Below are 19,789 nucleotides of genomic sequence, written 5' to 3'. Positions count from 1 at the left end.
TTCCCTCTCGAAACCGGTGTAGTAGTCGGTAGCCGTTCAAACTGCCCCCAAGGGCGTCTTCCGTCATTTGGTTCATCGTCGTCGTAAGCTGGTTGCACCTGCCCCCGTTCGATTCTGCGTGCAGATCATCTACCCAGTCGGCCCAAGTTGACGCGTAGGTGTGCCGCAAGCGACTGGTCGTGCTCACTGCTGCAAAGCGTAACGAACCCCCATGACCATCTTTGAAACGGGCGTGGGTATTCGAATAAGTACCGGCGATAGTCTTCTTGATTCGATTAGTGGTGGGATCGATCAAGACCACATCCGCTATGTGACCATCCTCTAATACGGCGCAAGTCGATGTAGGGGATATGGCCCGACACCTGTACGAATGTCTTAGCTGTCGAAACCTACACGCTGGAGAGCCTCACAGCGGCTGCGCTGTTTGTGGCTGTGAGGTCACACAGGTCGATCTCACTGAGTTCGAGTGACCGAGGGTAGTCGCCGGCCCTCGAAACGGGGAACTATCCGTTAGCCACAGTGCGTTTCTTGGGGTCAAACAATGCCCCACACCGATAGCACTCAACCGTGTCTTCCCAGTGGGAGGCGTTGAACAATGACGTACAGCCAGGGCATTTCACTTGGACACCCATTACGCTACAGCCATCGCGGAAAATCTCTTATAGATATCTACGAAATCGGCTGGGTCCCCGGACGGTGCGACTGCTCGGTCAGCACTCTCTTGAAAGCCTTCGGTGCGGCTCGCGGTCACTCAGCGAGATATCCCTACTTCGCTCGGATAGGAGTCGCTGAGACGGCTCTGCTGCGTCGTGAACCCATCTCGCCCTTTCACTCCACCAAGTGCTTCCACCGTCAGGGTTACTCACTCAGTGAGGATGACTGATAGCCCTTGGACGGCTCACTATCATCTACCTGAATCAGATGTGGGGATGTACTGACAGTGGAGTCTTCGAGCGTGATCTCGCCGTCGCTGGTGATCGTGACCTCCTGGCCTGCATAGGTGAACGAGACTTCTCCAGTCGGCATCTCCTCGATGACCGTCTCTAATGCATCCGGATCGATAACATCCTCTAAGATCGGGAGTTCCAACGGGTCTCGTCCTTGCGTTTCAGCGACACGATGAACGACTCGATCAGGGATGGCACCCTCCGTTTCTGGCATATCCGCCTCTTTGGGAAACGCTGCTATAACCGTAGTGTCGGGGCAGTGGCCGGATAATAAATTATCCCTGCATCTGGATGGATTCAAAGATCGCTGTCGACCGGAGACTGGCCTGAAAGAGGTCGATTGGAGCCGGGTCGTCGATTAAGTCATACTCACATCATGCTCTTGGCTGGATAAAGTCGGAGCCACTGTCCTTTATGCGCCGCTACCGGATTTATCGTCCTTCGTCCACGGCAGCATCCGTTCGTGTTTGTTCGTAGAGACGAATCGGCGGAGTTGGTTGTGCATCTCGAACGGCGAGTCCGTGAAAAGTGCGGTGCAAAACGTTCCATATCGTGACGTAGGGGGGCAGGCTGAAACTCAACCTGCACAGATACTTCCTCGCTGCCATCCGTGAGACAGGATGTGGCCTTCGTGAACCGCCTCCCGATGACATTCCAACGGTGATTGAACGAAGGCCATCGCCCGAAAGCAGGATGCCGATAGCTGATTCCACTGATTGTTCACGTAGTCAGTCGGTGAAAATCGAGGTGAGCTCGCCAAGGTATTCCTCAGCGTCGTCGTGGCCGTAGTACTGGATGTCTTCATTCCGCTGGTCGAACTCGAGCCAGCCTCGCGCTTCGAGGTGCGGCAGGTGGGCATGCGGCAGTGATACCTCGAGTTCCTCTCGAGTGGTCAACTCGACCTCGGATTCGATGTGCATGATGAGTTCCTCGAGTGTCACTGTCGTATCAGTAGTCGTCTGCTCGAAGTGGTAGATCACCTCACGCCGGATATGATGTGATAGCGTATCTAACAGATCGTTCACCGCTAGGGATTCTTCAGGTGAACTGTGGGGAGACATACGACCAGGTGCATCTGTGCACAGATTGTTACCAGCGTATTTCTGCGATGCCGATATGGGTACTATTAGCGTCTTTGCGCTGGAAACATGTGGTGTAGCAACAACCATCGCCTAGATTGGTTCCACTCTGTTTCGCGAAACGTGGAACGGACAGTCGATTATGGAATGGTGGATATCACCAATATACGCTCTACACTCTCCAAAACGGCTATCTGATATTCCTGATGAGGAGATTCCCCAGATTCACGAGTTGGGATTCGTTTACACGAGTCGATTTATCGCTTCAGACGGCGCTAATCTCGATGTCATCCGGGCCCCTGACAGCGATTCGATAGTCGAGGTACGTGAATTCGAGGGTGATGGTGTCTCGTGATGCACTGTAGCTGGGGTTGCTGAACAGCGTTTCGAGTACGTCGGGGTCGATCACGTCGTACAATGGTGGGGAGAGTTCCTCTGGTGGGTCGCCCTCTCGCTGTGCGATCTCGGAGAGGATGGTAACAACGACCGACTCGGTCGAACCGTGTTCTTGGAGCGTCTCTGACCCCATATACCCCCTTGTGTGGGTTGGGTGCATAATCTAAATTGAATATTACTAGAATTTACTAATATTTAGTCGACGACCTCTTCAAACTCAGGAAGCGGCCTCGAGGTTAGCCGAGTTTCAATCCGGCCAGCTGCCTTCCTCATTGGGTCTGGAATCGTACTCCTCGATTCCTACGGGAGGAGACGGACTCCTTGCATCCGCTACACTCCTGTCTTGGGTGGCGTGTTAAGCGACTTCGATATGCACGTTCTCATCACCCTCTATCGTGATGAGATGGCCAGCGTACGTGAATTCCACCCGGACAAAGCCATCCTTTGAATCACAGAAGAGTGCCTTCAGCCCGTCAAGATCTATGACGGTATTGAGTGGCGGAGACAGCTCGATCGGGTCTACACCTTCCTCTTCTGCAATCTCCAGGATCAGCGAGGTTGTCAGCGAGTCTGTCCCTCCGGAGCGTGTTAGCACAGAGTCACCCATATCTAACCAAATAATAACAGAATGGCTTATAGATTTCTCCGAATACAATCCGGAAATAGAGGCAAACAGAGGGGGGTAACGTCGGGGAGAACAATCCAGGCGTGGGCCGAGGTTACTCCTTTTCGGCTCCTCCACGGCGGAGGGGAGTAATCGTGATCGCGTACATCGCTCCACACTCACTACACTCCAGATTGAAACTCGGATTGTCGTCTCGAGTCGTCTCTGATATCTTCCCTCCACAGTCGCACCCGAGCGTGATGTCCATCTATTCGACCACATCCAATGTCTGGGAATCGATAAAGTGTGGCCTGGTTATCTATCTGACATCTAGCTAACGTTTATAGCCAGGGTTGGGGTCCGTTGACGTAGCGTTACTATTCACGTCTCTGCTGGCTCCTGTACTATGTTTCCTGGAACAAAACTGTTATTTTCCACCCCTCAAATCGACAGATGGACAGCAGGTAATGCCGAGCCATAATTGCATCCCCACCCCACCCCCACTGCTGTCCCATCTCTCTCACCGGTTCCGACCGTCAATGAACATTATATATTAGGCAGGATTCCTATGCAGCATCCCATCGTTCGCTGACATATGAGCGACTACGTTGAGTGCCGAGACTGCACGTTCGTTCTCCAGGCCAAAGCAGGCCCCGACCCAGAGCCTCGGCACTGGACTTCCTGCCCGAACTGTGGGACGACCGAGTTCGACCGGATCGAACGTGAGTCTCGGGATGAACGCAGAACACCCGTTTCCGGTCCACTCCCCGAAATGGGTGGATAACTCAACCAGGTTCGCTATACGGTTTGGCGATTCTCGACCGAGACCTCGGTGACGAACCCACCCTGTTCGAACGCACTGCGACACGTAGCACACAACGTGACGAGCTCTCTGGTGCCATCTGTATACGCGACGTTCACCGGCTCGCTGTCACTTCGCTCACATTCGGCGCAAGCCATACTGGGAGAGTGTCCGCCTTCAGGGTAAGGCACTCGGCGAACTCGATTTGCTAGCTGGTAAAAAGCTATCACGTAACCTTCGTCTGGTAGGTCTCTGAGGTCTACTATTACTGTCTCTCAGCGTCTCACCATTCTCACTCTTCCAGGGTTGCCGTTTCGATGAGCGGGTACGCCGGGAGGAGTTCCACCAGCCTGTCCAGGCTCTCCGCTCGCTCTGTCGACTCGAGATCATGGAGGACTATCATCGCCTCGGAGTCGAAGCTATTCAGGGTGTCCTCGATTCGAACGCGCCACATGTCGGGTCCCTCGTAGTCCACAAGGGAGAAGTCCTCTTCCATCGTCCCCTGGTTACCTCGGACGTCTTCGAAGTGAACCCGCATAGACATGTTCCATCGACCCAAGGTAAAGGGCTACTGCGTGATACAGAATGTGAATATTATCGTATCTATGGATGCGTCTCATCTACGGATACGAATCGGCCTGTCCAGACTCTCCTGATCTACTGTTGGGTTGAATCAATGGTTCGTATCTAGCAATCTCAAATCCCTTGTTCCGCCTACACTGTTAGGGCGAGAAGTTAATCGAACTTCTCTTGTACAACAATTCGCCCGTTCGAACTTGGAGATGTCAGATGGACAGGTTCTGACGGGTAGAGAGTTAGCCTAATCGACACGATCCATCTGACTCAGATGACACCCATCGTGTCATAGCTCATGATGAAAACGGAACGTGCCCCGTTCCAGGGTCGGGGGCAATCCCCCGCCCCTCATCATCTCCCAACCATCCCCTTCGGGCTACTCTCTGACACCCTTACTCATCGACACCTAAGAGGCGCGAGTCATCGAGAAATCGAGCGGCGTAGCAGTGCAGGCGACCAATGACCGCGCTGACTGTCTCTTGTATTCCATCGGATTTTGGGATTTGATGAGGGGCTTCCCGCATCTGAACCGAACTATTTTATATTGATACAGAAATAGCGGATGAAAATGATGGGTCTGCTCTTTCAATACGCCTACTCTACCGTCATCGTCTTGCTAATGTCTATCGGAGTTTTCATGATCGCCAGTACTCTCCATGAGGGCACCCATTGGATCGTGGGTAGAATCTGGTCGAGCGAGCTGGAGATTCTTCGACTCGACATTGTATTTCCTGTCGCGGTGATTTTCCACTCGCCGTACGATCTCCCACCACACGGCGTCCGGCTTACGGGAGTTGCACCACTGCTCTTCTGGCTCCCTGTGGCTGTCACAATCTACGTAGCGCTCGCTGCAGCACCAGTTGGACGTGTTCTGCTCTCAGTCCCCTTCTGGGCGGCAGCAATCCTCAGCCCAAGTGACGTACTCGCATTTCTCTATCCCGAACGATTCCAAGAGTACGCTGCCAATGGCAACGCAGTCGGCCATATTGGGATGATCAAGATATTGCTCCAGGAATTGACCTCGTAACTTCGACACTTCCAATCCTTCATCGAGAAAAACGGTACTGTAGAAATCACCCAATCAACGATGCGTTTCAGGGCCCTTGCAGAATATATGGTGCGTTTGCAGTGCTGTACTCGGCGGAAGGATTGGAGAAGTGATTAAGTCGTTGTAGGGGTTTAGAGTAACGCGACGTGATAACTCCGACGAACTCAGAATCAACTTCTAGGGATTCTTCGTAGGCAGATTGCTTGCAGTCTCCATCGCCGATTGCTGATGACTAGAAACATCGAGGAGACGTGAGGATTCTGTTGGTCAGTCCCGATCTGTATTGGAGCTACTGTCAGTGGCGATCTCGCTGATGTTGACGTTGGTATAGAAGGCGACCACGATAGCGACCGAGATTGCACTGAGCCAGAGCAACAGTTTGGCCAGGATTAGTCGAGGTGAGCCATAGACATCGGTATCCCTGATGCCGAAGACACGTATCGCGCCGAGCCACAGGCCTAGCGTCATCCACGCTACGAGTACCAGGCGGCCATATCGTCGTTCCCCGACACCGACGAGGGCGCCTGCGATGAGACCGGTGACTACGATTCCAATCCAGTCTGGAACGGAAACGCCGAGGCGAAACCCGAGTTCGGAGATGAGCATCACGAGTGGCTGGACAGCGGGGCTGATGAGAAACCAGATCCAGAGGGTCCGGAGCGCGTCCGCTATTTCGCCTTCCGGGTCGATCATGCTTCACTCACCTCGTAGATTGTATCGCCGGAGACCCCATAGACGGAGTCGTCGGTCACGAGTGGCGTCACACCATCACCACCCGTCGGTGCCGGGCTGACGCGGAAACGCTGTTCACCAGTCGCCGAATCGATTCCTGCCAAGCCAGTCTGTGTCGCTACGTAGATCGTCTCGCCACCGACCGCAATTCCCCGGCTTGGGTTCGCTAGGTGTCGAGACCATTGGCGGTCACCATTCGGGTCGATGGCCGAGAGTCGCTCGGCATCGACCTCGAGGACGTACGTTTGGTCGGCGACGGCGAGACGATCTCCGCGGTCGGATCCATCCCCATCCAGGTCGAACGTCCAGCGTGGCTCTCCTGTCCCGGCATCGGCTGCTGTCAGCACCCCACCCCGGACGTGCCAGAGCATCTCATCAGTCACCGCGACAGTTGCAGCCTGCAGGGATGCTGCCGAGACACGTAGCTCACTCCGCCAGAGCTGGTCTCCGGTTGCCGGATCGATACCCCGGAGGGTCCCGGTTTGTTCGGTCGCTGCCACGAGAACGTTTGGCGTTGCGGCCACCGGTACGAGTCGACCATCTCGACGCCACACCTGCTCGCCGCCCTTTGCTCCAATCGCGAGGAGCGCGTGTTCAGAGCCCTGTAGCGCACTGAGATAGAGGGTGTTTCCCAGGAGAACGACAGCATCGATGCTACTGTTGACGTCGTAGCGCCAGCGTGGGCGTCCGTCAGTAACATCCAATGCGTATAGGGCGGCCTGTGACGCAACGAAACACCATTTCCCGAAGACCCGGGGGTCGCTGTCGATCTGTGTCCGTTCTTCATCCGGACCGAGCCACCGTTCGGTTCCGGGTTCCGAGACGAAGCGACGTTCGCCGTCGGTACTCACGCCCAGCAGTCGATTATGTGTCGGAACGAACAACGTATCCTCGTGGTGAGCCAGCCCGCTGAACCGCCACTGTGCCGCAGTATCTATTTGGAGTTGCCACTGGACTTCAGCAGTAGTCTGTGGACCCGTATCATCTGTTGCTGCCGTGTTCCCAGGCGTCGCTTGGGGGTGACGCCAGCCTTCTGCCTCCACTGGATTATGACTGGCGTCGCCGAATTTCGACAGAACACCTCCGAAGACCCCCGATATCCCGCCGGTTGCCAGAAACTGGCGACGAGTGAAATAAACCATTTTCCATCGTTCAGATGAGAATCATATAAATGTAGCGTTCACACCAACATGAGAGTGAAAACACGAGATAAGTACCTGACCCGGGTTCGACAAGAGCGACATACTTTGGGGTCTCACGTCATCGAATCAATTACCTTGTCTCAAGGTGCTGAATCTGCATCGGTTGGTACAGGGCGCAAGTCGGTCATTCATCCTGACCAAAGCCGTGAGCGTGGAGCAGAAGTGCCGAACCACCCAGAATCAATATCACGCCCATCGTTACGGAGAGCGACGTACGAAAAACGGAAGCAGAGGACTGCGAACTCCACCCTAAGAACAGCAACCAAGACCCGACCACGACCCAGATGCCTCCGAGAAGCGTTTGCGCATAATACTCCATGGTTTAACTTCTAATGCAAACGACTGTTCGGGCCGGTAAATAAGCAGGCTAGTTCTAACAGCTAATTCAGTCTCGTCGCATTGGAACTCTCCCTCCCCGATTCGGTCGGTATAGGTGAAAGCGTTACCGGAGTAGCCATCCACCTGTCCGATCCTCATATCCAGTTCATTGGCCAGCTCGGCTCTGGTGAATCCCGTGACGGCAGAGACTTCAACCGGAGAACTTGTGAGTCTTAACTAAAGGGGAATGACTTGAGATATTGACTGATGAGTTGTTCTATCCCCTGGTGAAGATGTTCTGAGAGAGACTCTTCACTCATATCTAATTCATCAGCCAGTTCTTGGATTGTGACCTCCTGCGAGGGGCTATAATAGCCGTGTTCATATGCAGCCACAGTCGCTTTGAGTGCCGCTAACCGTGTCCGTGCCTCACTCGCGGTCAGTGAGCCAGTATAGATCGGCGAACCCGGTTGTATGTGACGGCCTCCCTCAGTAAGTGGACCTGTATCCACAGGAGTGAATCCAATATCTTCGATAAGACTCGAAACTACACTTTTGGCCTCATCATCATCCCCAGCGATAAATATCGCAAAACGATCATCCGGATCGGCCTCAAGCCGTTGTCCGTCTCGGAGATTTTCCCAATAAATAGAATTGAATGCCTTGACCACTCTTGAGTCTTCGAGATGATCCGCAACGAGGTCCGTATGTGTCTTCCCTCCTTCGACCAGTCCATCCCGCCCCGGATAATAATTTGAGGCACTGATAACGATCTTATCACTGAGAGTGTCCGCAGGGAGGGACTTGTATGCATTGAACGGAATCGCCTCCATGACGACTTCGCCGAAATCGGCTGCTTCAGAGACGGTCCTCGCATGAGCGTTGCCTCCCAGATTGTCAACGAGATCGGTGAGTGTTTCTGGCCCCCGAGAATTGCTGATCATAACCTCGTGGCCTGCTTCAACGAAGTTCTGAGCGGCTGTACTCCCGACATTCCCTGCGCCAATCATTCCGATTTTCATCAATAATCTCCCGTTCCAGCCTATGAGTGGGGACGTGAAAAGCTACCAAGTTAGGAGTCTGGTTGCTACTACCGAGAGTGGAAGTGAGGGGATCAACTCATCAATTCTTACCCGTTGCAATTGAAACCTGAAGTACGTGGCTCGCTCCTCTTGTGGTATCCTCAGCTGAGGATACTCCTCTTCGGAACATCTAATACTACGAATTTCGTAGTAGCTCTATGAGCGAGGGCAAAGGAAGCCAAGAGCCAAAACGGGGTGAAGGGGTTGATGAGAGTACGCTCTTCTCACTTCTTGGGAAGGCACATACCTTAGCAATCCTCAATGAAGTTGTCACTACAGACAAGCAGTCGATCCGTTTCGGCGAACTCCAAGATTCGCTCGAACTTTCGCCGAATACCCTCTCTCGACGACTCGATGAACTTGTCGAAGTTGGGTTTCTTGAACGTACACAGTACGACGAAATTCCTCCACGAGTAGAATACGAAGAAACAGAAATGGTAAACGATCTCACGCCAGTTTTCCGAGGACTAGAGACATGGATGGAACGGCACGGATCTGATCAACTTGAGTGTTCCTGAGAATCAGTAGTTCGGCTCTGTTGGAATTCTCAAAACCTGGTCGGACTGGGTCAGTATAGGGAGTCCACAGATTAGTCATTAGCGGCAGAACGTAATACGAGAACACGTGCAGTTGCTTCTTTACAATCACTAAAACCTCAATAGGGGTACTATCAAACAGGAAGTAGACGGTTCTCGTCCAGTAATAACTCGCATTCAGATTGTTTCAACTACACCACAGAGCGTCTCTAACTCCGCCTGTATCAGGTATTGATAGTATCGCTCCGCTCATCACTAAATGCCGAGTTTGTCAGCCACTGTTCTGCCTGACGGAGTCGGTACCGAAGTGTCGATTTCGGCAGTTCGAGCTCACTCGCCACGTCCGCAAGTGTTGCTTCTCGCGGCGTCTCATAGTACCCACACTCAACGGCTGTCTCGATGGCCTGACGCTGCTCGTATGGGAGAGTCATCTGTGAGAAATCGGGACTTGGCCAGGTCGATGGAGAACCAACTTGACTAAGCGATAGTTCTACCCCTTCTGGAAGCCCGTCTTGTAACTGATCGAATATTTCGCCTCCCCTCGTTTCACCCGGGAGGAGGACCCGCCACTCATAGACGTTCTCTCGACGCCGTGCGTCAAACAATGCGCCATCCCCGACCGTCCGGGTTGTCATGAAGGGGATGGAGTGGCAATAGCTCCCGCCCGATGTGTACGCATAGATGAGCCGACTCCCGTTCTCCTCTGCAACCACCTCATACTCGCCATCGATACTGCACCCAGGATGCTCACCGAGGCACTCGCTGCACACTGACGCATCTGTCATCACCCGCTCTACTTCATCAAGCGCCTCTTCTGGCCCGACGAATCGGTCAACACGCCAGAATCCCGCAGTTGAGCCCGCAATCCGCAGCGCACGACCAACAAGCTCTGGATACGAGATGAAGACGTCCATGAGTGGATCAGCACCCTGTTCGTACTTGGCTGCTAGAATATATTCGTGCATGTACAGTACTCGAATTCGACTCTACAAGTCGCTTCGGGTGCTTGGCTGATGAATTGGAACCAATAGTTGCGCATGCACGAACCAATATTCACGTGGTATCTCCCCCAACAATACGGCGTGAACGATACTGACACCCGCAGCGTGGAAGTAGAAATACCCGCTGACGTATACAGACAACTGGCGGAAGACGACAAGACAGTCGCGGACACCCTCGCATCTCTCGCTACCGACCGCGTACAGCTGCAACGGTCCATCAGCGCCTATTCGAACCGTGACGACGGAGACGCAGAGACGGACACTAATCCGCTAGAGACGAATCCGCCAATCGCAGAGTTACTTGGATTTCAATTGGAATCCGTTGATGACGGCGAAGCAGTCGTTACGTTCGAACCCGGCCCCGAACACGCCAATCCGATGGGGACGCTCCACGGTGGCGTGCTCTGTGACATCGGCGATTTGGCTATGGGCGCAGCCTATGCGAGTACGCTCGCTGATGATGAATCGTTCACGACGCTTGAATTGGACGTGAAGTTCCGGCGGCCTGTTTGGGGAGAGCCGCTTACTGCCACGGCGCAGGTTATGGACGCCGGGCGAACCGTGGGGGTGGTCACATGTGACATCACCGGGCCGGAGGGGGAACTCGTTGCACATCTACAGAGTACCTGTTTGACGCTTCGAGGCGACTCCGCTGAAGGTCGATGAGCGAGGACTCTGCCTCCATCCGTTCAGCGGAGCAATCGACCCTTTCTGAGATATGGACAAATCCATCTCACCGTCGGTGGATCGGCTGGGCTGTCCTGGCGTTCGCATTTCTCTCCGTTGGACTGCACCGGACGTCAATGGGTGTTCTCGCCGAAACCCTCGTCAGAACGTTCGAGATGAGCGGTGCTGAGTTAGGGTTCCTGCACTCGTCGTTCTTTTATCTCTACGCTGCGCTTCAACTTCCAGCGGGAATTTTCACTGATTACGTCGGATCACGGAAAACGGCGGTGTACGGCACGCTCGCCATGAGCGTCGGATCAGTAGTATTCGCGCTCAGCCCCTCCTATGCTTGGGCCCTCGCTGCAAGGGCGCTTCTCGGTGTTGGGGCGAGCGTTCTGTATCTGGCGATACTCCGCTTCTGTGCGAATTGGTTTCGAGCGAACGAATTTGCGACACTGTCTGGACTGACGCTCACAGTCGGCGCCCTGGGAGGAATCCTCGCAACGACCCCGCTGGCAGTTGCTGTGAGTCGAATCGGATGGCGCGGGTCGTTATTCGGAATTGGGATCGCCGGGATTCTCGCCACAGTCGCTGTCTTTCTGGTTGTTAGAAACACCCCAAGCGACGCCGGCCTTTCCCAGATCGACGGCGTCCCGCCGGCCCCTACGCAAAGCGTTGCAGACATCAAATCAAACCTCGCTGCGGTGCTCCGGACGCCTGCAACGTGGCTTCTCGGCGTTCTTCTATTCTGTGGGATCGGCATTGATTACACTATCTTCGGTCTGTGGGGGATTCCGTATCTCGTGCAGTCGTATGGGTTGACTATCACCCGGGCTTCAACCTACGTGCTCGTCGCTGGGATCGGCTGGGTGGGCGGACCGGTCGTCTTTGGCGTCGTCTCGGATCGGTTGGAGACACGGATGCCGTTGGTTCTGGGTGCAGTCCTCGTCATCTCGACGATTTGGGTGACATTTGCGGTGGTTGGGACGGTAGCCCTCTACGTAGTCGGGGCATTGTTTTTCATCACGCGGTTTATGGGGGGCGGTGGCGTTCTCGCGTTCACCGTTATCAAGGAGCAATTCAACCCCTCTGCAGCCGGGACCGCCATGGGAGCGATAAACTCGATGGGATGGTTTGGTGCAGCTGTCTTTCCGGTCCTCTTCGGAGCCGTACTTGATACATTTTGGACAGGGAACATGATCAATGGAGCGCGCGTGTACACGGAGACGGGATACAGGATTGGGTTTGCTCTTGCAGCTGGTGCTTCACTCCTCATGGTTGTATGTGCGTTTTGGACGATGCGGCGACTTGACGACGAATCAAAATCTTCCGGATCAGAATGAAGCGAGATTCTTCAGATTCAATAGAGCGCTGGCAGAAAACCAATCGGTCTATAAGCAGGTTCGAGCGACAGGGTGGTTTGATGGAGATGGGCTGAAAGAAACCGTGGTCGCCAACTGTATCCACTCTCTGTACGCAGCACACCATTCCTATCAGCTACTGAGGCTTTCAACAAGCCAGAAAAGCAGAACCCCACTGTAGGACGGTGCTGTCTCCTGGGCCGTATCGAGTGGGTCTCCGCGACGAATCCCTCGCCCAGTGCGCAGTACGAGTCGGTTTTTCTCGCCCCTGACGGGTGCGGGGCGCTCTGAACTAACCGGGTCGTAATGTCCCGTATCCGAAGATCCGCATGGCTACGAGTAGCGACGCGTCGGCCTCGTTCGAGGAAGCCGACACACGATCCGAGGAGATGCATAGCACGATCGAAGCATGGATTGACGAGCTTGTCGAGGCAGTCGATGACGCTCAGGGCAGCGAGACGTTCCAGGAGTGGCTCGACGTCCAGAGCCGGTTCCACGACTACTCGTATCGAAACACACTGCTGATCAAACAGCAATGTCCGGAGGCGACGAAAGTCGCGGGCTATCGGACGTGGCAGGAAGAGTTCGATCGCCACGTGAAGGAAGGTGAGTCGGCGATCTGGATCTGGGCGCCGATCATCGCCAAACGCTGTCCCGAATGCGAGAATTCGTGGAGCTACCACGAGGACAGCGACTGTGACTACGACGAGACGCCGCCAGAGGAGTGGTCGAAGGGGCTTGTTGGGTTCAATCCAGCCCCGGTGTTCGACGTCTCCCAGACCGAGGGCGAGCCGCTGCCGGAGCTGGATACCGCAGCCGAAGGAGACGCGGGCAACCTCGTCTCGAGACTTACTGAGGCGGCTGAAACGCTCGATGTAGACGTTCGAATCGTCCCGACGACCGAGTGGTCACACGGTGAGGCGAAGGGCGTCTGCAGGTCGTTGCAGGGCCGTGATGCGGACGCGCTGGTCGAGGTGCAAGCCCGGTCGAACGACGCCGACCTCGCTGGGACGCTCATCCACGAGTACGCCCACGCCCAGCTGCATCTCGGCGTCGACAACGAGGCCGAACGGGTGAAGCGGGAAGTCGAAGCCGAGGCGGTCGCGTACGTCGTCGGACGCTACTTCGATCTCGACATGAGCGGGTCAGCGTTCTACCTCGCAGCCTGGGAGTCCGATGACTCGGAGGTCGTTCGAGATCGCCTCCAGCGCATCAGTCACACCAGCCAGCAGATTCTCGAATGCCTCTCAAACTGAACTGAGAGGCAACATAGTAGAATACCGAGAGCGGGTATCAGATTCGGAGCGGAACAGGGATTGCTGAATCGTGTTCGAAGGTGCGTGAGAGAAATAGCAGCTCTATTCAACGGACCGATATCTGTTGGGAGAGGTGAGTTGGGGAGAAATGCTCAAATCCTCTCGCGTCCTATCTATCGGGGTTATGGAGCGCTATGTCGATGGCTTCGTCATTCCGGTCCCGAACGACCACCTGGATGCGTACCGTGAAATGGCCGACGGGGCGGGGAAACTGTGGATTGAGCATGGTGCTCTCGAGTACTTCGAAGGGGTCGGAGACGACATGGAGCCCGATATGGAAGGAATGTCGATGGTGACCTTTCCGCAACTTGCAGAAACGGGTGCCGACGAAACGGTCGTGTTCTCGTTTATCGTGTTCGAGTCGCGGGACCACCGCGACGAAGTGAACGCGAAGGTGATGGATGATCCTGCGATGGATCCTGACGGTTTCGATGGGGAGATGCCCTTCGACACGGAGCGTATGTCGTACGGAGGGTTCCGTTCCATCGTCAGCTACGAAAACTGACGAACGAGACCAACGGTGCATATCGGCACGTACCGCGAATCTCCCGGGCTCGGTCGTCGCCCGCCTCCTATCCCCCGTGAACGTCCCCGTGATGTTTCTCCTCGTGGTGGTCGCACTCTGAGGTGCCTGGTTCCAGGTCCCCGAATCGTCGACTGCTGGGTGACAAGGCGGGGAGGCATTGCCCCGCTGAGGGACCTAGATGCCTGCTATAGACTCAATACTGCCGAACACCTCTGAAGAGAATGATATGGGGATGCTTCGTTTCGATCACGTGGGTGTTGTCGTCGATGATCTTGCCGCCGTGGCCGCGTTCTTCCTCGACCTGGGCTTCGAGCGTGAGGGGGACGCGCTGGTCGAGGGCGAGTCGGTGGACGAGATCAACGGGCTCGATGGCGTCCGAGCGGAGGTGGTGATGTTAGAAATCCCGGATGGCAGCGGCAAGCTCGAGCTCATCAAATACCATGCGCCAGCCGATACAGATGGCGCACACGCCTGGCCGGCGAACCGACTGGGCTTCCGGCACATCGCCTTCGAGGTCGAGGCCTTGAACACGATCATCGACGGACTGCGAGACAAAGGCTTTGACACGGTCGGCGAGGTCAGCGATTTCGAGGACACCTATCGACTCTGCTATATCCGCGGTCCTGAAGGATTGATAGTCGAGCTTGCCGAGTACATTGCCGTCGAGGAAGCGAGTTAGACCGGACGGTTCTTCGCCTCCATCTCTGGCGGCGACTAGCTGCGATATCACGGACGATTATCCTCGCTCGCCGCCATCGGAGGTGAGAAGGGTTCCAGCGCAATGAGACGAACTCAGATGATGGAACGAGTTTGCGAAGAATACAGTAGCTCCAACTCCCTTGACCCCGGAACATCTTCCTGCGTCGCTGAGACGGGTCGGGTCTCTCGGTGACATTCGCTATCCGACTTTCACGTACGAGAGGTCGAAGTCGTGTTCCCAATCACTCCCGTCTTCGGACTTCTCCCAGGTGCCCGTAATCGTATCGCCATCGTCGGAAAACGTCCCGGTAAACCGCTGGGCGAATCCCTGTGCGTCCCGCCAGAGCTCCCACTCCCCGCTGTTCAGCGTCATCTCGTACACGCGAAACACGCCACGAGCGTCCGAGTAGAGCATCGTGAACTGCTCGGTGGCATCGTCCACCCCAATAATCGAGACGGTCGGGAGCGGCGAGTTTTCACCCAGTTCAGCGGCCAGTTCGGACGTTTCCTCTGCCTCCCCGCGATACACGAGGAAGGCCCCGTCTTCGATCCATTCGAATGTCGCCCGGCCACCCGAGAGTGTCTGCTCCCCGATCGACATCTGCATCTCCCACTCCCCGACGAGCGCATCTAATCGCCCGAGTACTGGATTGGAGTCAGCCGTCATTGGACGAGGTACGGCTGGTAGCTGCTTAACGATAGCTCACGTTACGTCCTGTACGAACCGATCGGGTGGGTCACTCCCCGTCGTGACTGCGCTGTAAGCCTCCTCTCGAAAGCCCTCGGCGCGCTCGCGGTCGCTCAGCGACATCTCCTCACTCCAGTCGGAGAGGGGTCGCTGAGGCGACTGAACTGCACGCGAGCGCGCCTCGTCCTTTCATTCCACCAGGGGGGCTTTTGTCGCGGTATGTGGCACCTGACGCCACCCCGGTGTGGGCCAGAAGGTGAGTCAGCTGGCCTGGCTGAGCCACCTGGACGGTCGGTGTGTCGCAGACGGCTCGCCGCGCTCGCCGCTGCTGGCCAGCGCGCCCTCGCGACCGACCATTCCGGGCTGCCCGCCTGCGGTGGCGGGCGGGCTGCCGGGCGTCTGGTTTCGGCGCCAGCGGGTAAGCGACCGGGGTTGCGCTCCAGTTGGTGCTCACCCCGAACGCTTACTCCGCTGGACGGGGCGCGCTGGCCCGGTCGCCGCGCGCGGCTGGCTGTGTCCTCGTCTCGGGCGCGCTCTCGCTCGCGCCCGAAGGGGCGCTCGCGAAGACGCGAGCGAGAGCGCGCAGTCGTGACTGGTCGGTCGTGTTCGTGGAAAACCGCGATGTGGTAGCATCGCGGGGGTCGGACGCTCGTGAGCGCCTTCAGGGGTTGAACTTCAATGTCAGATACGAACTCGATTTGTGAAAAGGTCGCGGTCGAACAGGACGTTGAACAGCACGCGGTCGACGAGCAGCCGGAGCTGGAGGCGACGGTGGAGCTGGAGACGCAGGCGAAGATCGACTCGGACGTTCGTGATCGAGTTGCGGCGGCCGACAAGCAGGGGCGACCCCACGGGATGACGCTCGAGGCACAGGAGAAGTGGGAGGCGCGGGAAGCCGAGAAGCGCCGGACGCGTGAACGCGAGGATCGGCAACAGACGAGTCGGCGTGAAGCGCTCTGCCGCGAGATGACGCATGCGAAGCACTGTGAGCTCTCCAGCGAGGCTGATCCTCGTGAGAAGCTAGATGAGGAGACACGGCAGGAGGTCAACAAGCAGGCCCACCGGCTGGAAGGCAAGTGTCGCGGTGGGCTCGGATTCGCGGCCATCGAGCGAGAACTCGCGGCGCGGGTAGTTCGCGGGCGGTCGATGCAGGATGCGGTGCTGGACCTCGTCGAGGACGTCCAGGCGGCGCCAGGGTCGATCGTCGCGCTCGGGAAGCTGGAGAAGGTTAGTCGCCAGTGGGTCGACGTTGAGGCTACAGTCGCCGAGCTTTGGATTCCTTCCCATCCAAGTATGCAGCAAGTCGGGTTGCTCGAAGACGAGACTGGGCGTACTAAGGTTACCGTATGGCGCAACTCGGGCCAACCTCCTCTCGAGGAAGGCCAGCAGGTGCGCATCAGGGACGCGGCGGTGAGCTGGTATCAGGGCCGACCGTCACTCGCGCTCACCGGACGATCAACAGTCCACTTCCCCGAGCGGGACGCCTGGTGGTGAGCGCGTAGCCGGCGCTCTTCTTTTCGTGACGCCCGACACCCGCCACCCCACCTCCGCTCCGTGCTCGCTCCTTCGTCGCTGCGCGCGCAGCCACGACCTAAGGGTAAAGATTCAGTCTGATATCTTAACAAGCCATTTCCTGCAGTTCCCATTCGCTTTTCATGATGGCCGTGATACACGGGACAGCGGCGGGTTCCTTATATCGGAACTCTCGTTATCGCTGTATATACTACGATGCTGCATCATGGCTCGTGCATTGAGGCGTCATCGTCTGGTGGTTCGCAAGAGCCAAGATGTAAGGTAGGGGCTTATGCTTTAGGTCGCTGGAGGATCAATCTGATAATGATGTGAGTTCAAACAAATTCGCCCCGACCCATCTGAACTCATAAGCAACTTTCACGTCTGCAGCCCTATTCACGAGTCCTTGAGCAATCCCTTGATATCACTTCTGCTGACCGTCGTCGGCCTCCTGCATCGTCACGTTCATATCCTCGATCACGTAGTTGATCTCCTGATTCGGAGACGCCTGCGTGACCTTGATGTCCTTTCCGAACACCTCTTCCATATATCAATAATCAGTCAAGAAGGATAAAACCGCCCTCGCCTACCACCGCAGAAACCCAGTAACAAGACGGGCTGCTCGGCGAGCAACCCGGAACACCCCACCGCGTCCAATGTCCTCGCCGAGAGAAGCGTCCCCGCCAGCACGCTGACGACACTCCTCCTCTGCCGCCAACACAGCAGCCACGGGTTCGACGTCCTCGGCAGCTCTTCATGTACGCGCAGCATTACACAGGATCTCGCTCCTCCACACACGTCATCGAGGCCGTCCTCAGTAAATTCACATCGCTTAATCAGATGAAAATCGTTCACTTGTTCCACATGAAATGGGGGGGTTCAGTCTTCGGCGACTTAGACGGCCTCGTACTCTAACTGGCGATCCTCGGCCACTCGACGGCCCTCAACTGGACATCCTCGAGGTATTGCCTCCCGGTCAGCGTAGAACTCCTTCTCAATCTCCGACGGCATCAGCGGCCGATACAGGGAATCGTGCTTGACCGGCGGAGCCAGCCGTCGATGATAGTCCTCCGGCCGCTCCCGCTTCCACTTGTTCGATACCACTTCGTGCGCCTTCACCAGCCGCGCGACATCTGCCTCTCGCTTCAACCGGTGTGTCTGTGCGCTCAAGCTGCACCCCACCCTCAGCCGGTTTCAAATTTAAGCGCACTGTCCGGACACCCTCGCGTCCAGTGCGTCCATCGAAACCTCAGGAAGGAGTATATATACCCGGAACGAGACTCGCCAGAAATGCAACTCTACATCGACTCTGGAACCCACACCAATACCGACATCGAGGAACGCATCGCCCGAATCCAATCCCACCTCGACTTACCAGACGCCGTCTTCACCGAGGAAAGCAACGAACCTCCCAGCCTCACTAAGAAACTCTCCCACCTCCTGCTCGCTCCGCTCCTCGTCGGAATGATGATCGTCTGGGTAGACATCGTCCTCGGTCTCCTCAAACCCATCTTCGGCGATGACCGAGACATCGAAGACCACCTCGAGCAGGAACACGGAGCCGAGAAACTCCCCGTCGACACACCGAAACTCGACACCATCGCCGAGACACCAAAACTCCACTTCAGCGCAAACTGGGCCGTGATCGTTATCTCCCTCCTCATCTGGGACGTTCATGGCACCGCCATTCTTACCCTCGTCTCCCTTCCCTTTGTGTCTGGAGTCGCGCTGATGATGACGTTCCTCGGCAGTATCCACGAGAGTAGGAACAGCCACATCGCTCGCAGAATCGCGAATCACGCATCCCACTTCGACGAAGGTTGTCTCGTAACTGGCGAAGACCACCACGAGCCCGTCGCCGAAATCCTCGAGGACTACCCCGAGGTCACCGTGCTAAACCCCTCCCCTGAATCGAACGACTAACCGAACAACTCATGCATCGAACGAGAAAGAGCCGACTTTGTCTCCTGCGGCTTATCGAGCAACGCGATCTGATAGTACTGGTCAATCCCGTACTCAATCATCTGCTTGCGAGTCTCCTCGCTGATGACCCTGTCCAACGTCTCCCACGGCAAATCCAGTAACTCGTCCACAGTATCAACCGTCCCATCGAAACGCTCCCGTGCCTCATCCTCGAAGTCCTCTAACACCGTATCCACTTCATCAGGGGAAACGTCCAAACTCTTCTCCGGCATCTGGAAGTCCCCAATCAATTCCAACGCCTCATCCACCTCCACGGAGGTATCAGTACCAAGCCGTTCCAGAATCTCGTACTGGTGTTTGATCAACTTCGACACGGACGCGTCCTCTTCTGGATGCGGGAAATGAGTCAAATGAAACGCGAGAGCGGCCGCTGCTCGTGTCTTCCCCAGAACCTCCGCATCAACCATTCGACGGACTGAAACTGGGAACGGATCAACCTTCTTCCGCAACTCCACCGTTTTCGGCTTCAATTCCTCTATCTCGTCGAAAGGAACCTCACGACTGGTTTGAACCGACACACCGACGGATCTCACCTCGGTCAACAACCCTAACACCTCATTGTGCCACTCACGGACTCGCTCACGACGATTCGCTCGGTACTCCCGGAACCACCCCAAGAAATGGTCACCAAGTAGTTTTGCAGCACCCCCTGCCACGGCGAGCAGTCCACCACCCAACAACACATCACCGAGCGGGGCGTCCGGGAGTGCCATTC

The 19,789-nt window shown here is 56.1% G+C and carries 22 protein-coding genes; 9 read left to right on the top strand and 13 right to left on the bottom strand.

What is annotated here, in order from left to right; genetic code table 11:
* Positions 1 to 858: 858 nt before the first annotated feature.
* From HWV07_RS11505 to HWV07_RS11485, 5 genes are all read right to left on the bottom strand, one after another.
* Positions 859 to 1,161, bottom strand: coding sequence for a HalOD1 output domain-containing protein (locus HWV07_RS11505; RefSeq protein ID WP_178334439.1), 303 nt, complete (start codon positions 1,159 to 1,161; stop codon positions 859 to 861).
* A 514-nt stretch (positions 1,162 to 1,675) separates the two neighbouring features.
* A complete protein-coding gene (locus tag HWV07_RS20120; protein ID WP_425487788.1) occupies positions 1,676 to 2,008 on the bottom strand; it encodes a DUF7344 domain-containing protein in 333 nt (110 codons plus the stop codon).
* Between the two features lie 283 nt (positions 2,009 to 2,291).
* Positions 2,292 to 2,555, bottom strand: coding sequence for a HalOD1 output domain-containing protein (locus HWV07_RS11495; protein ID WP_178334437.1), 264 nt, complete (start codon positions 2,553 to 2,555; stop codon positions 2,292 to 2,294).
* Positions 2,556 to 2,777: 222 nt separating this feature from the next.
* Positions 2,778 to 3,029 (bottom strand): HalOD1 output domain-containing protein, encoded by a 252-nt coding sequence (locus HWV07_RS11490; protein ID WP_178334436.1) that lies wholly within the window; start codon positions 3,027 to 3,029, stop codon positions 2,778 to 2,780.
* A 1,091-nt stretch (positions 3,030 to 4,120) separates the two neighbouring features.
* On the bottom strand, positions 4,121 to 4,324 hold the full coding sequence (locus HWV07_RS11485) for a hypothetical protein (RefSeq protein WP_178334435.1): 204 nt from the start codon (positions 4,322 to 4,324) through the stop codon (positions 4,121 to 4,123).
* A 648-nt stretch (positions 4,325 to 4,972) separates the two neighbouring features.
* Between HWV07_RS11485 and HWV07_RS11480 the strand changes: the two genes are divergently transcribed.
* Entirely contained in the window at positions 4,973 to 5,431 is a 459-nt protein-coding gene (locus HWV07_RS11480) for a hypothetical protein (RefSeq protein WP_178334434.1), read from the top strand.
* Between the two features lie 288 nt (positions 5,432 to 5,719).
* On the opposite strand, the gene HWV07_RS11475 is transcribed toward HWV07_RS11480, so the two are convergent.
* The 3 genes from HWV07_RS11475 to HWV07_RS11465 form a co-directional block, all read right to left on the bottom strand.
* The gene (locus tag HWV07_RS11475) at positions 5,720 to 6,145 is read right to left on the bottom strand and encodes a hypothetical protein (protein WP_178334433.1); all 426 of its coding nucleotides are present in this window, start codon (positions 6,143 to 6,145) and stop codon (positions 5,720 to 5,722) included.
* Positions 6,142 to 7,326 carry an outer membrane protein assembly factor BamB family protein gene (locus HWV07_RS11470; RefSeq protein WP_178334432.1) on the bottom strand — a complete coding sequence of 395 codons (1,185 nt, stop codon included), beginning with the start codon at positions 7,324 to 7,326 and terminating at the stop codon, positions 6,142 to 6,144. Before HWV07_RS11470 ends, HWV07_RS11475 begins: the two co-directional genes overlap by 4 nt.
* 611 nt (positions 7,327 to 7,937) lie before the next feature.
* On the bottom strand, positions 7,938 to 8,726 hold the full coding sequence (locus HWV07_RS11465; protein ID WP_211694115.1) for an NAD(P)-binding domain-containing protein: 789 nt from the start codon (positions 8,724 to 8,726) through the stop codon (positions 7,938 to 7,940).
* A gap of 218 nt (positions 8,727 to 8,944) precedes the next feature.
* Here HWV07_RS11465 and HWV07_RS11460 point away from each other — a divergent pair, with 218 nt between their 5' ends.
* Positions 8,945 to 9,304, top strand: a complete 360-nt coding sequence (locus HWV07_RS11460; RefSeq protein WP_178334431.1) for a winged helix-turn-helix transcriptional regulator — start codon at positions 8,945 to 8,947, stop codon at positions 9,302 to 9,304.
* 242 nt (positions 9,305 to 9,546) lie between these two features.
* On the opposite strand, the gene HWV07_RS11455 is transcribed toward HWV07_RS11460, so the two are convergent.
* Positions 9,547 to 10,287 carry a helix-turn-helix domain-containing protein gene (locus HWV07_RS11455; protein ID WP_178334430.1) on the bottom strand — a complete coding sequence of 247 codons (741 nt, stop codon included), beginning with the start codon at positions 10,285 to 10,287 and terminating at the stop codon, positions 9,547 to 9,549.
* Between the two features lie 117 nt (positions 10,288 to 10,404).
* On the opposite strand from HWV07_RS11455, the gene HWV07_RS11450 reads away from it, so the two are divergent.
* The 5 genes from HWV07_RS11450 to HWV07_RS11430 all read left to right on the top strand — a co-directional run bounded on the left by HWV07_RS11450 (position 10,405) and on the right by HWV07_RS11430 (position 14,871).
* Positions 10,405 to 10,989: a PaaI family thioesterase gene (locus HWV07_RS11450; RefSeq protein ID WP_211694113.1), complete on the top strand. Its 585-nt coding sequence runs from the start codon at positions 10,405 to 10,407 to the stop codon at positions 10,987 to 10,989.
* Positions 10,986 to 12,332: an MFS transporter gene (locus HWV07_RS11445; RefSeq protein WP_178334428.1), complete on the top strand. Its 1,347-nt coding sequence runs from the start codon at positions 10,986 to 10,988 to the stop codon at positions 12,330 to 12,332. Before HWV07_RS11450 ends, HWV07_RS11445 begins: the two co-directional genes overlap by 4 nt.
* A 347-nt stretch (positions 12,333 to 12,679) precedes the next feature.
* The gene (locus HWV07_RS11440; RefSeq protein ID WP_178334427.1) at positions 12,680 to 13,606 is read left to right on the top strand and encodes an ArdC-like ssDNA-binding domain-containing protein; all 927 of its coding nucleotides are present in this window, start codon (positions 12,680 to 12,682) and stop codon (positions 13,604 to 13,606) included.
* A 184-nt stretch (positions 13,607 to 13,790) separates the two neighbouring features.
* Entirely contained in the window at positions 13,791 to 14,171 is a 381-nt protein-coding gene (locus HWV07_RS11435; protein ID WP_178334426.1) for a DUF1428 domain-containing protein, read from the top strand.
* A gap of 199 nt (positions 14,172 to 14,370) precedes the next feature.
* Positions 14,371 to 14,871: a VOC family protein gene (locus HWV07_RS11430; RefSeq protein WP_246279754.1), complete on the top strand. Its 501-nt coding sequence runs from the start codon at positions 14,371 to 14,373 to the stop codon at positions 14,869 to 14,871.
* A gap of 219 nt (positions 14,872 to 15,090) precedes the next feature.
* On the opposite strand, the gene HWV07_RS11425 is transcribed toward HWV07_RS11430, so the two are convergent.
* Positions 15,091 to 15,558: a hypothetical protein gene (locus HWV07_RS11425; RefSeq protein ID WP_178334425.1), complete on the bottom strand. Its 468-nt coding sequence runs from the start codon at positions 15,556 to 15,558 to the stop codon at positions 15,091 to 15,093.
* Between the two features lie 699 nt (positions 15,559 to 16,257).
* Between HWV07_RS11425 and HWV07_RS11420 the strand changes: the two genes are divergently transcribed.
* Positions 16,258 to 17,073 carry a DNA-binding protein gene (locus tag HWV07_RS11420; protein WP_178334424.1) on the top strand — a complete coding sequence of 272 codons (816 nt, stop codon included), beginning with the start codon at positions 16,258 to 16,260 and terminating at the stop codon, positions 17,071 to 17,073.
* Between the two features lie 442 nt (positions 17,074 to 17,515).
* Here HWV07_RS11420 and HWV07_RS19935 read toward each other — a convergent pair whose 3' ends face one another.
* Positions 17,516 to 17,638 (bottom strand): hypothetical protein, encoded by a 123-nt coding sequence (locus tag HWV07_RS19935; protein ID WP_281362296.1) that lies wholly within the window; start codon positions 17,636 to 17,638, stop codon positions 17,516 to 17,518.
* 347 nt (positions 17,639 to 17,985) lie between these two features.
* Complete coding sequence (locus tag HWV07_RS11415) at positions 17,986 to 18,261, bottom strand: hypothetical protein (RefSeq protein WP_178334423.1); 276 nt, start codon at positions 18,259 to 18,261, stop codon at positions 17,986 to 17,988.
* 120 nt (positions 18,262 to 18,381) lie between these two features.
* Here HWV07_RS11415 and HWV07_RS11410 point away from each other — a divergent pair, with 120 nt between their 5' ends.
* Entirely contained in the window at positions 18,382 to 19,014 is a 633-nt protein-coding gene (locus tag HWV07_RS11410) for a hypothetical protein (protein WP_178334422.1), read from the top strand.
* Here the strand turns inward: HWV07_RS11410 and HWV07_RS11405 are convergent.
* Positions 19,011 to 19,787 carry a hypothetical protein gene (locus HWV07_RS11405; RefSeq protein WP_178334421.1) on the bottom strand — a complete coding sequence of 259 codons (777 nt, stop codon included), beginning with the start codon at positions 19,785 to 19,787 and terminating at the stop codon, positions 19,011 to 19,013. The two genes, HWV07_RS11410 and HWV07_RS11405, sit on opposite strands and share 4 nt — an antisense overlap.
* Positions 19,788 to 19,789 lie beyond the last annotated feature (2 nt).

The organism is Natronomonas salina, from assembly GCF_013391105.1.
Taxonomy (GTDB): Archaea; Halobacteriota; Halobacteria; order Halobacteriales; family Haloarculaceae; genus Natronomonas; species Natronomonas salina.
Note: the sequence above shows the minus strand (reverse complement) of the source record. Positions and strands in the feature narration are given on the sequence as shown.

Coding starts and splice junctions, on each gene's coding strand:
- HWV07_RS11505 (WP_178334439.1), bottom strand. CDS start 1,161: ATGCCAGAAACGGAGGGTGCCATCCCTGATCGAGTCGTTCATCGTGTC.
- HWV07_RS20120 (WP_425487788.1), bottom strand. CDS start 2,008: ATGTCTCCCCACAGTTCACCTGAAGAATCCCTAGCGGTGAACGATCTG.
- HWV07_RS11495 (WP_178334437.1), bottom strand. CDS start 2,555: ATGGGGTCAGAGACGCTCCAAGAACACGGTTCGACCGAGTCGGTCGTT.
- HWV07_RS11490 (WP_178334436.1), bottom strand. CDS start 3,029: ATGGGTGACTCTGTGCTAACACGCTCCGGAGGGACAGACTCGCTGACA.
- HWV07_RS11485 (WP_178334435.1), bottom strand. CDS start 4,324: ATGGAAGAGGACTTCTCCCTTGTGGACTACGAGGGACCCGACATGTGG.
- HWV07_RS11480 (WP_178334434.1), top strand. CDS start 4,973: ATGATGGGTCTGCTCTTTCAATACGCCTACTCTACCGTCATCGTCTTG.
- HWV07_RS11475 (WP_178334433.1), bottom strand. CDS start 6,145: ATGATCGACCCGGAAGGCGAAATAGCGGACGCGCTCCGGACCCTCTGG.
- HWV07_RS11470 (WP_178334432.1), bottom strand. CDS start 7,326: ATGGTTTATTTCACTCGTCGCCAGTTTCTGGCAACCGGCGGGATATCG.
- HWV07_RS11465 (WP_211694115.1), bottom strand. CDS start 8,726: ATGAAAATCGGAATGATTGGCGCAGGGAATGTCGGGAGTACAGCCGCT.
- HWV07_RS11460 (WP_178334431.1), top strand. CDS start 8,945: ATGAGCGAGGGCAAAGGAAGCCAAGAGCCAAAACGGGGTGAAGGGGTT.
- HWV07_RS11455 (WP_178334430.1), bottom strand. CDS start 10,287: ATGCACGAATATATTCTAGCAGCCAAGTACGAACAGGGTGCTGATCCA.
- HWV07_RS11445 (WP_178334428.1), top strand. CDS start 10,986: ATGAGCGAGGACTCTGCCTCCATCCGTTCAGCGGAGCAATCGACCCTT.
- HWV07_RS11440 (WP_178334427.1), top strand. CDS start 12,680: ATGGCTACGAGTAGCGACGCGTCGGCCTCGTTCGAGGAAGCCGACACA.
- HWV07_RS11435 (WP_178334426.1), top strand. CDS start 13,791: ATGGAGCGCTATGTCGATGGCTTCGTCATTCCGGTCCCGAACGACCAC.
- HWV07_RS11430 (WP_246279754.1), top strand. CDS start 14,371: ATGCCTGCTATAGACTCAATACTGCCGAACACCTCTGAAGAGAATGAT.
- HWV07_RS11425 (WP_178334425.1), bottom strand. CDS start 15,558: ATGACGGCTGACTCCAATCCAGTACTCGGGCGATTAGATGCGCTCGTC.
- HWV07_RS11420 (WP_178334424.1), top strand. CDS start 16,258: ATGTCAGATACGAACTCGATTTGTGAAAAGGTCGCGGTCGAACAGGAC.
- HWV07_RS19935 (WP_281362296.1), bottom strand. CDS start 17,638: ATGGAAGAGGTGTTCGGAAAGGACATCAAGGTCACGCAGGCGTCTCCG.
- HWV07_RS11410 (WP_178334422.1), top strand. CDS start 18,382: ATGCAACTCTACATCGACTCTGGAACCCACACCAATACCGACATCGAG.
- HWV07_RS11405 (WP_178334421.1), bottom strand. CDS start 19,787: ATGGCACTCCCGGACGCCCCGCTCGGTGATGTGTTGTTGGGTGGTGGA.